Origin of the sequence: Aestuariibaculum sp. YM273, from assembly GCF_030908365.1 — a bacterium.
GTDB lineage: Bacteria > Bacteroidota > Bacteroidia > Flavobacteriales > Flavobacteriaceae > Aestuariibaculum > Aestuariibaculum marinum.
The window spans coordinates 1,806,989-1,817,973 of record NZ_CP133090.1 but is presented as its reverse complement, the minus strand read 5'-3'; the positions used below and the strand labels follow the sequence as shown (position 1 = coordinate 1,817,973).

The following is a 10,985-nucleotide window of genomic DNA, read 5'->3' as shown; positions in this document are numbered from 1 at the left end:
CAGCTTTAAAGCAATAAAAAAGCCGCATATGTAATGCGGCTTTTTTATTTATTATAAGTTGAAATTTAGTCTCCGACTTCAACCTCTACTTCTTTTACTACATTTTTTACAACAATGTGATCACCTGACTTATCTCCTAAAGCTTCCACATTTGCTTTCACCTCATCCTCAGTTCCTTCAAAAGTATCATATGATGTTGATGTTTCTCCGTTAGCAGTTGTCACTGTTGTCACCACAGCCTTCACAGAACCATCATCATTTTTGGTCATGTTTACTTTTACTTCTTTAGCAATCTCAACCTGATTCGTAACATAAGCTGTTTCTCCATCTACTGATAAGGCTATACTAGGTGCAATAACTAAGGCTACAACCGACATTAATTTCAGCAAAATATTTAGTGAAGGCCCTGAAGTATCTTTAAACGGATCTCCAACCGTATCACCAACTACAGCAGCTTTATGCGCTTCTGTACCTTTTCTTCCTTGCTCCTCTATCGTCTTTTTAGCGTTATCCCAAGCACCACCAGCATTAGACTGGAAAATCGCCATAAGTACACCACAAGTTGTTACCCCAGCTAATAAACCGCCTAACATTTCAGCTCCACCAATAAAACCAATAGCTACAGGCACTGCAATAGCTAAAAGCCCAGGTAAAACCATTTCTCTAATTGATGCCTGCGTTGAAATCGCAACACATTTTTCGTATTCTGCCACACCATCGGCTTCATCAAATATTTTTCTATCAGCTTCAGAGGCCTTGCTCATATCTGAATCGTATTTACGCATCACTTCTAAGGCCGCCTTCAACTGAGGGATATCTCTAAACTGACGACGTACTTCCTCAATCATAGCCATGGCAGCACGACCCACGGCATTCATAGACAATGCTGAAAACACAAATGGCAACATACCTCCTACTAATAACCCAGCCATAATATCCGGTTGAGACACGTCGATAGCCATTACATTCGCCGTTTTCATAAAGGCTGCGAATAAAGCTAAAGCTGTTAAAGCTGCTGAAGCGATAGCAAATCCTTTTCCAATCGCTGCTGTTGTATTTCCAACCGCATCTAATTTATCGGTACGCTCACGAACTTCGCTTGGCAATTCGGCCATTTCGGCAATACCACCAGCATTATCAGAAATAGGTCCGTATGCATCAACTGCCAACTGAATTCCTGTGTTAGCCAACATCCCTACTGCTGCAATCGCAATACCATATAAGCCTGCAAAATAATGAGACACTAAAATTGCTGCTGCTATTAAAATAATTGGAATCGCTGTAGACATCATTCCGATACCCAAACCAGCTATAATATTAGTTGCCGAACCTGTTTCAGATTGTTTTACTATAGAATTTACGGGCTTCTTTCCTGTACCTGTATAGTATTCGGTTACTTTTCCAACCGCTAAACCAGCAATTAACCCGGCGATTACAGCTATAAAAACTCCAGTTGCTCCATTTGGCAACCCTTCAGCGCCTTCAGGGATTAACGCATTAATAATAAAATACGATGCTACAACCATTAAACCAGCCGAACCAAATTCTCCAATATTTAAAGCGGTTTGTGGATTTCCGCCGTCTTTTACTTTTACAAAGAAGGTACCTATAATAGACATAACAATACCTACGGCAGCTAAAACTAACGGAAGATAAACCGCTCCCAATCCATTAAAATCAGGTGTGATAATAAAAGCACCCAATACCATGGTTCCGATAATGGATCCTACATACGATTCAAATAAATCGGCTCCCATTCCGGCAACATCACCTACGTTATCACCAACGTTATCGGCAATCGTCGCTGGGTTCAACGGATGATCTTCAGGAATTCCTGCTTCGACTTTACCTACCAAATCGGCACCTACATCGGCTGCTTTGGTGTAAATACCTCCTCCTACACGTGCAAATAAAGCAATAGAAGAGGCCCCAAGAGAAAATCCGGAAAGGACATTAAGCACTTCACTAATTCCCCAGCCCATTTCACTATAAATCATAAAAAGGCCACTTAATCCAAGAACACCAAGCCCTACAACACCAAGCCCCATAACGGCTCCACCAGCAAAAGCAACTTCAAGCGCCTTACCTAAAGAGGTTCTGGCTGCACTGGTAGTTCTTACATTGGCTTTGGTGGCTACTTTCATTCCTATAAAACCTGCTAAAGCAGAACAAATAGCACCAACAATAAATGAAACCGCAACCATACCGTTCGAACCGGCTTCTGCACTCCCTTTAAAGTAAAGCAAGATGGCTACTGCGACGACAAATATTGATAAAATTTTATATTCAGCTTTAAGGAAAGACATAGCTCCATCGGCTATATTCTTGGCTATTTTAATCATTTTTTCACTACCCTGATCCTGCTTGGAGACCCAGGCACTTTTAATAAATACAAACGCTAATGCCAAAACTCCGAAAAGCGGTAAAAAGCTCACTATTAATTCCATATTAGTTTATTGGTTTTATGTTAATATATTTTTTTATTCTGCTAAAAGTAGGAAAATATAAGTGATAAAAAAAGCCACCTTTTGTTAAAGATGGCTTATTATTTTTACGTTATATTATTAATCTAATATTTTAGATTGTAAAGGTTCTTTTTTTCTTGTGATCGCTTTCTTCGTAACGCTTCACACACTCCTGATAAATTCTAACAGCATCGTCTGCATTACCCCAACCACCAGTATCAACTTTTTTCTTTTCTAAGTCTTTATAAACCTGAAAGAAATGCTCGATTTCTTTTAAACGGTGCGGATTTAAATCACTAATATCCATCTTTTTACTCCAAATTGGATCTGAAACAGGAACACAAATAACTTTCTCATCCGGACCTTTTTCATCGGTCATATAGAAAACTCCAATAGGTCTTACTTCCATAACAACCATAGGATATGTTGGCTGATGCCCTAATACTAAAACATCTAAAGGATCCTGATCTAACGCTAAAGTCTCAGGAATAAACCCGTAATCGCCTGGATACATCATCGATGAAAACAACATGCGATCAAAACGGATTTTGTGTAATGTAAAATCGTATTCGTATTTATTTCTACTTCCCTTAGGGATTTCTATTAAAACATCAAATGTTACTTGTTCGTTACTCATTATATTTGTATTTGGTCGTGCAAATGTACTGAACACTTATGCATTTAACAACAAAAGGTTAGTATTTATAATGATAATTTAAGGTTAAACGTTTGAACTCATTTTCTTTAAATTCCAAACTTAATTTTATCTCCTTTATTTTACGGGAAAACCTCACCTAGCTCAAGTATAATGCAAAAGCTGAGAGTTTTTAACATGACAACTCAAACTATTTATTATCTTGTCATTCATTTGTGACTAACTTTAAATATTTATGCGTTTACATTACTTATTACTATTGCCTGTTTGTGCTATTTTTTCTGCACAAGCACAGACACAACCATGGCAAGGCAAATTCGAACCAATCGATAATATGATTGCTCCGCCAAACTCCTACCGAACAGCTAGTGGTGCTCCAGGAAGAGAATACTGGCAACAGCGAGCAGATTATAAAATCAAGGCTGAAATTGATGAAAAAACGAACATTTTAACTGGCGAAGAAACTATTACCTATTACAACAATTCTCCGGACGACTTAACTTACCTTTGGCTTCAACTGGAGCAAAACGTTAATAAAAAAGAAAACCCCGATTTTGGAGATGTTCGAGGCGGTGTTTCCGATGGTATGAATAGCCGACAAATGCAATTTCTCACAAGGCCTATAGAGTTTCCTGCAGGTTATTCCATTAAATACATTAAAGACACTTCTGGCAACACACTTAAAGCTTTGGTAAATAACACCATGATGAAAGTTATGCTTAACACTCCTTTGAAATCGGGTGAAAGCCTAACTTTTTCTTTAGGATGGTCTTACCCGATTACAGACCGAAGCATGTTTTTGTTAAGTCGTGAGGGCTACGAATATTTCCCTGAAGATGACAACACCATTTATTTAATTGCACACTGGTTTCCAAGAATGGCCGTTTATAACGATACCGAAGGCTGGCAAAACCAACAGTTTAGACGTCTGGGTGAGTTTGCTTTAGAATTTGGCGACTACGATGTAGAAATTACAGTTCCTGAAGACCATATTGTTGCAGCAACTGGCGAGCTACAAAACAGCGAAAGCGTTTTAACAAAAACCCAAAGACAACGTTTAGACCAGGCTAAAAAATCGTTCGACAAACCTGTATTAATTTTAACTCAAGAAGAAGCTGCGAAAAATAAAAAAACTAAAAGTACAAAAACAAAAACCTGGAAATTCCACGCTGAAAACGTAAGAGATTTTTCTTTTGCTTCATCTAGAAAATTTATTTGGGATGCTCAGGCTGTAAAATTACCAACCAATACCGTTATGGCCATGTCTTACTTCCCAGAAGAAGGGCTTCCGGTTTGGGAAGAAGAATCAACAAAAGCGATAAAAAATGCGCTTGAAGTGTATTCTGAAGCGACATTTGACTACCCTTACCCTGTAGCCATTTCGGTAAACACCTCTAATATTGGTATGGAATTCCCAATGATTAGTTTCAATGGTGGACGTCCTAAAAATGGAAAAATGAGCGACGGCGCTAAAAAAGGTATGATTGGCACCATTGTCCACGAAGTGGGACACAACTGGTTCCCAATGATTGTAAGTTCAGACGAACGAAAATGGATGTGGATGGACGAAGGATTGAACACCTTTATTCACCAACGTACTATTGAAGAGCGCTATCCACAATTTAGTCATACTACTCCTAAAAGCATTGTACCGTTTATGAGTGGTGATAAAAATATTTTGCGCCCAATAATGACCACTTCAGATAACGAATTATTCTCTCAATTCGGGAGTAACTTTTATATAAAGCCTACTGTTGGATTACAAATGCTTCGTGAATCTATTATCGGTAAAGAATTGTTCGACCAGGCGTTTAAAGAATATGCTAACCGCTGGAAATACAAACACCCAAATCCGGGCGATTTATTCAGAACGCTTGAAGATGCTACAGCTACCGATTTAGATTGGTTTTTTAGAGGCTGGTTTTTTACTGTAGATCATGTTGACATGGAATTAAGCAATGTAAAGTGGTATAAAGTTTACGAAGAGAATCTAAACATTGAAGATCAACAAAAAAAGAAAACGGTTAAAATTGAAGGCGAAAGTGCTGCTGAAAACCCAAAAGATTTTTCAAACGGACCAGAAGTAATTACCATGACCGACACACCAGACAATGCTTATGGCGGATTTTTATCCAGACTGGATGAAACCGAAATGCGTAAACAATTACAAGGCAAAAACATTTATGAAATCACCATAAAAAATGTAGGTGGTTTGGTCATGCCGGTAACCATTGAATGGGTGTATACGGACGGCACTACCGAGATTGACAAATTACCCGCTGACATCTGGAGGCTTAATGAATATGAAGTAACCAAAACCTTCTTAAAAGACAAAGAAGTAAGCACGGTAAATTTAGATCCTAATTTTGAATTTGCAGATACCGATATGAGCAATAACAGTTTCCCAAAAACGGAAACCAAGTCGGATTTTGATAGTTTTAAAGAGAAGAAAACTCAAAAATAAACAGTAATAATTTATAATTTTGACCCCAAATAATAAAGTTATTTGGGGTTTTCTTTTAAACCTCATTTATTAATGATAAGCCTTAAATTTTATTGAACATGGTAATAAAAAATATTAAATATCTTCTCGCATGCACTTACTTAATTCTCACCTATAGTTGTGATAATTCCAAAGATGATGATTGTACCAAAACTATAACCGTAAATAATGTTTATTTCGTAAATAATCAATCTTATTATTACGAAACAACCATGGAAGTTCCTTGTGACACTCCTGACCCAGAACCTATTGAAGTTAATGCGCCAATATTGGAAAACTTCACATATGAGATTATTAGTTTCAATTATACCCCTGATACTGGCAATGACACCTCTAGACTTCAGTTTGAAATCAAACTTAATAACCTAAATAATTTTCCTGTGGAAGGTATTGCTGTATTAACCATTAAATCTGATAATGTTGAATACACTTCTGGCAACTACTATGCTTCTAATGCAACAAATCATTGCTATAGTATTGATGCTAATTCTTCCTGTACACTCACTTTTGACAAGGAAGAATCATTAATTTATGGAAGTGCAAGTACAATGGAAATCATAAATGTAGAATACTATTTAACAAACCAATAATAGTTTTAATCAAAAACCCCAAAAGACAAAGTCCTTTGGGGTTTTCTCATCAAAACACTAAAACCAGGAGGGGCTTAATCCCAACCACCTCCTAAAGCACGATACATATTAACCATCGCATTCATTTGCTCCTTTTTAGTTTCGACCAACTCAAATTTTGATTCCAAAGCTTCTCTTTGAGTTAACAACACTTCTAAATAATCCGCTCTTGCCGACTTAAACAAGGTATTCGAAATATCGATAGAACGGGTAAGCGCATCTACTTTCTGCGATTTCAAATCGTAGCTTTTATCAAGATTACTAATTTTAGAGAGCTGATTAGCAACTTCGAGATACGCGTTCAACACCGTTCTTTCATAATTAAATACTGCTTGTATTTGTTTTGCGCTAGCGTTATAATACGCCGCTTTTATTTCATTTCTGTTAATAAGTGGCCCGGCAATATCGCCAACAACCGAATACAATAACGATTCCGGAGTTTCGGTTAACAATGAAGGTTTAAAAGCTTCCATGCCTACACCTGCTGAAATTCCAAGCGATGGATAAAATCTGGCTTTCGCTACTTTAATATCCAGTTTCGCTGCTTCCAGCTCCATTTCCGCTTGACGGATATCCGAACGATTTTCTAACAATTGAGAAGGCACACCAACTGCTAAATGATCAGGAATTAAATCGTAAAATGAGTCTGAACTTCTTATTACAGTCTGTGGAAATCTACCCACCAAAAAATTTATATTGTTTTCGGTTTCCACAATCTGCTGTTTAATATCGAATTGTAAACTTTTGGTATGCATCACCTCTGCTTCAAAACGTTTTACTGCCAGCTCGGTTACCCGAGCCGCCTGTTTTTGAAGTTTTACAATTTTTAGGGCGTTAGATTGAATTTTTATATTCTCTTCAACAATACGTAACTGATTATCTAAAGCCAGTAATTCGTAATAAGAATTGGCAATTTCTGAAATTAAATTGGTTACCAAAAAGTTTCGCCCTTCAACTGAAGCTATATAACGCTGGTAGGTTGCTTTTTTAGCATTACGCAACTTTTTCCAAACGTCAAGTTCCCAGCGCGCCTGAAGAGCCAAACCGTAATTAGGTAAAGGCTCAGGAAATTCTTCTCCCGGTCTGATATCGGTATTGGCATCGTTTGCCCCCTTACTGGTATAGCGCCCTACTTTTTCAACTTCAGCGCTAGCTTTAAAATCTACAAAAGGCAAATACTCTCCTTTTTTGGCTTTCACTTCGTTACGGGCAATTTCAATTTCCTGCAAGGTAATATTCAACTCCTGATTATTCTGTAATGCCGTTTCAATTAAAGCATACAAATGCGGGTCGATAAAATATTCCTGCCAATGTACATCGGCTGTATTTGTTGTATCGGTAGATTGATTTTCGAATTGTTCCGGTACATCCTTTCGCTCTTTCATGACCTCTATAGTCGGTACACAAGAATACAGACTGGTTAAAACGATAGCGCCAAGCAACCCTATTTTTTTATAGTGTAACATATGTTTTCTTTTATTGTTCATCGTCTGATCGTTTCATTAATTTTTTCACAAGTAAATTCATCTTACGTAGTTGCATTTTTAACTTACTTTCGCTTTCACTGTATTTCATGAATTCTTCTGTAATAGTAGATGTATCTTCATCTTTAATCAGACTTTTACCATCGGCTAAAGTTCCAAAAATGTAGTACAGCCCAGGAATAATAACAACTCCGAACAGTGTTCCTAAAAGCATACCTCCCATAGCAGAACCACCAATAGTTCGGTTACCAATAGCTCCGGCTCCGGTTGCGATGACCAACGGAATCAACCCAGCGATAAACGCAAAAGACGTCATTAAAATAGGACGGAAACGTGCTTTAGCCCCTTCAATGGCTGCTTCAAATATGGTTGCACCCTCGCGTCGCCTCTGTACTGCGAACTCCACAATTAATACGGCGTTTTTACCGAGCAGTCCGACTAGCATGATGAGTCCGATTTGTGCATAAACATCATTCGCTAAGCCCATACCTTTAAGCAATAAGAACGACCCGAAAATCCCAACTGGTAATGACAAGATAACAGCTAATGGCAATAAGAAACTTTCGTATTGTGCAGCAAGCACAAAATACACGAAGATTAATACCACTGCGAAAATGTAAATGGATTCGTTTCCTCGATTTGCTTCGTCGTAAGTAAGACCTTCCCATGCAATATCGTAACCACGTGGCAAGACTTCTGCAGCAACTTCTTTAATAGCATTAATAGCATCTCCACTAGTATAACCTTTCGCTGGCAACCCTCGAATAGCTGCAGAATTATAAAGGTTATAACGTGTAATCTCGTTGGGACCTAATTGTTTTTCTAAAGTCATAAATGCTGAATACGGCACCATGTCTCCTTCTTCATTCTTCACATAAAGTTTTTCTAAATCTGAAGGTATTCTGCGGTATTCCGGCGCTGCCTGCGTATACACTTTAAAGAATCGACCAAAACGAATAAACCCTTGCTCGTAAGTACTACCAATTAAAATGTTCAAGTTTTCCATGGCCTTACCAATGGTCACCCCTTTTTGCATGGCTTTTTTATTATCAATTTTTAAATGGTACTGCGGGTAGTTTGCCGAGTAGAATGTAAATAATCCGGTTAACTCTTTACGAACTGATAGTGCATCTAAAAACTCATTATTTATACGTTCAAATTCATGATAATCGGTTGAATTAGTTTTATCTAATAAACGCATAGAGAAACCACCTGAAGACCCGAAACCTGGTACTGCCGGCGGCTCGAAATACTCAATCACCGCGCCTAAATCTTTGCTTTCTTCTTCTAATTCTTCCATGATTTCGTGCACCGAATGGTGACGTTCGCTCCATGGTTTTAGGTTAATTAAACAGGTACCGGCATTAGATCCACGACCTTCGGTCATAATCTCGTAACCTGCCAAAGAGGATACCGACTCAACCCCTTCGGTTTCTTCACATATTTTTTGAAGTTTTCTCGCCACCTCGTTAGTACGCTCTAAGGTTGCTCCCGGAGGGGTTTGAATAATTGCATAAATCATTCCCTGATCCTCACTTGGAATAAATCCGGCCGGTAACGATTTATTGGCAAAAAAGATACCCACACAGAACGCGATTAACATTCCGAAAGTTAATACACGTCTGGCTACAATTTTATTTAATACGTTAACGTAGCGTCCTGTTAATTTTTCAAAACCACGGTTAAACCAGTCGATAAATTTATCGATAGGTGATTTTTTTCTCGGTTTACCGTGGTTGTTTTTCAACATCATAGCGCATAAAACCGGCGTTAATGTTAAGGCCACGACTGCTGAAATGATAATCGATCCCGCCATAGTAATCGAAAACTGACGATAGAACACCCCAACAGGACCGGTCATAAACGATATAGGTAAGAATACCGACACCATAACTAAAGTAATCGCCACAATAGCACCTCCAATTTCACTCAATGCCTTGTAAGATGCTTGATATGGTGTAAGGTGTTCTTCTTCCATTTTTAAATGGACGGCCTCCACGACCACAATGGCATCGTCGACCACAATACCAATGGCCAATACCAAGGCGAAAAGTGTAATTAAGTTTATAGATAGCCCGAACATTTGCATTACAAAAAATGCTCCAATTAAGGATACCGGTACCGCAATAATTGGAATTAAAGTAGAACGTAAATCTCCTAAGAATAAGAAAACCACAACAGCTACTAAAATAAAGGCATCTCTTAAGGTGTGAAGAACTTGCTCGATGGACGCATCTAAGAAATTAGAAACGTCGTAACTAATTTTATAATCAACTCCCGGAGGTAAATCTTCCTCTAGCTCTTTCAGTTTATCTTTTACCGCATCAATAACATCGCTACCGTTACTGCCGAAGGTTTGTTTTAACACAATAGACGCCGATGGATTTCCATCTAAGTTGGAATAAATATCGAAGAACTCACTACCAAGCTTTACTTCGGCAATATCGGCGAGTGTTAAAGTTTCTCCTTCTCCATTTGCTCGAATAATAATGTCTTTATACTGTTCTGGTTCGCTATAGCGGTTTTCATATGTCAACACATATTCTAACGACTGCGAAGCAATCCCCGAGCTACGTCCTAAACGACCTGGTCTGGCAAGAATACTTTGGTCCTGCATGGCTTCCAGAACTTCTTCTGCCGAAATATTATAGGCACGCATACGATCAGGTTTTAACCAAACACGCATGGCATACTTTCTACTTCCTAAAATCTTAGCACTGGCAATACCATTGATCCGTTGAATTTCAGGAATCATTTTGGTGTATGCATAGTTGTACAGGAACTTCTCGTCGTTATCTTTTTGCTTACTAAACAAGTTCACATACATTAACATACTGGGCTGTACCGGCGTAATAATTACCCCTTCACGTCGCACTAATTCCGGCAATAACGGCATCACCTGATCGACACGCGTTTTCACCCTAACCACCGCCTGATTCGGATCTGTACCCGGTTCGAAAATTACACGAAGTGTACCTTCACCTGCACTGGTAGCATCGGATGCGATGTAACGCATACCCTGAACCCCATTAATGGCAGTTTCTAAAGGAATAAGCGTGGAGTTTACTAAAACATCGGCACTAGACCCCGGATAGGCGATAAAAATATTTACCGTGGTAGGTGCTATTTGTGGAAACTGTGAGATGGGCAGCTGCTTGATAGCGAGCAAACCCGTAAATACGATGATTACCGAAATGACGATAGCCAATACCGGTCTTTTTATAAATTTACTAAACATAATGTTGTAAG

At 38.5% G+C, this 10,985-nt stretch carries 6 protein-coding genes; 2 read left to right on the top strand and 4 right to left on the bottom strand.

The window, feature by feature from the left end; genetic code table 11:
• Positions 1–65: 65 nt before the first annotated feature.
• A complete protein-coding gene (locus tag RBH94_RS07780; protein WP_307883089.1) occupies positions 66–2,447 on the bottom strand; it encodes a sodium-translocating pyrophosphatase in 2,382 nt (793 codons plus the stop codon).
• A 130-nt stretch (positions 2,448–2,577) separates the two neighbouring features.
• A complete protein-coding gene (locus tag RBH94_RS07775) occupies positions 2,578–3,102 on the bottom strand; it encodes an inorganic diphosphatase (protein WP_188223915.1) in 525 nt (174 codons plus the stop codon).
• A gap of 253 nt (positions 3,103–3,355) precedes the next feature.
• On the opposite strand from RBH94_RS07775, the gene RBH94_RS07770 reads away from it, so the two are divergent.
• The gene (locus tag RBH94_RS07770) at positions 3,356–5,584 is read left to right on the top strand and encodes a M1 family metallopeptidase (RefSeq protein WP_307883088.1); all 2,229 of its coding nucleotides are present in this window, start codon (positions 3,356–3,358) and stop codon (positions 5,582–5,584) included.
• A 98-nt stretch (positions 5,585–5,682) separates the two neighbouring features.
• Positions 5,683–6,213 carry a hypothetical protein gene (locus RBH94_RS07765; RefSeq protein ID WP_307883087.1) on the top strand — a complete coding sequence of 177 codons (531 nt, stop codon included), beginning with the start codon at positions 5,683–5,685 and terminating at the stop codon, positions 6,211–6,213.
• A 74-nt stretch (positions 6,214–6,287) separates the two neighbouring features.
• Here the strand turns inward: RBH94_RS07765 and RBH94_RS07760 are convergent, their stop codons facing one another.
• Positions 6,288–7,718 carry a TolC family protein gene (locus RBH94_RS07760; protein WP_307883086.1) on the bottom strand — a complete coding sequence of 477 codons (1,431 nt, stop codon included), beginning with the start codon at positions 7,716–7,718 and terminating at the stop codon, positions 6,288–6,290.
• A 10-nt stretch (positions 7,719–7,728) separates the two neighbouring features.
• A complete protein-coding gene (locus RBH94_RS07755) occupies positions 7,729–10,974 on the bottom strand; it encodes an efflux RND transporter permease subunit (protein ID WP_307883085.1) in 3,246 nt (1,081 codons plus the stop codon).
• Between the last annotated feature and the right edge of the window lie 11 nt (positions 10,975–10,985).

What these genes read in the sequence shown, in the direction of transcription:
- RBH94_RS07780 (WP_307883089.1), bottom strand. Translation starts at nt 2,447, where the DNA reads ATGGAATTAATAGTGAGCTTTTTACCGCTTTTCGGAGTTTTGGCATTA.
- RBH94_RS07775 (WP_188223915.1), bottom strand. Translation starts at nt 3,102, where the DNA reads ATGAGTAACGAACAAGTAACATTTGATGTTTTAATAGAAATCCCTAAG.
- RBH94_RS07770 (WP_307883088.1), top strand. Translation starts at nt 3,356, where the DNA reads ATGCGTTTACATTACTTATTACTATTGCCTGTTTGTGCTATTTTTTCT.
- RBH94_RS07765 (WP_307883087.1), top strand. Translation starts at nt 5,683, where the DNA reads ATGGTAATAAAAAATATTAAATATCTTCTCGCATGCACTTACTTAATT.
- RBH94_RS07760 (WP_307883086.1), bottom strand. Translation starts at nt 7,718, where the DNA reads ATGTTACACTATAAAAAAATAGGGTTGCTTGGCGCTATCGTTTTAACC.
- RBH94_RS07755 (WP_307883085.1), bottom strand. Translation starts at nt 10,974, where the DNA reads ATGTTTAGTAAATTTATAAAAAGACCGGTATTGGCTATCGTCATTTCG.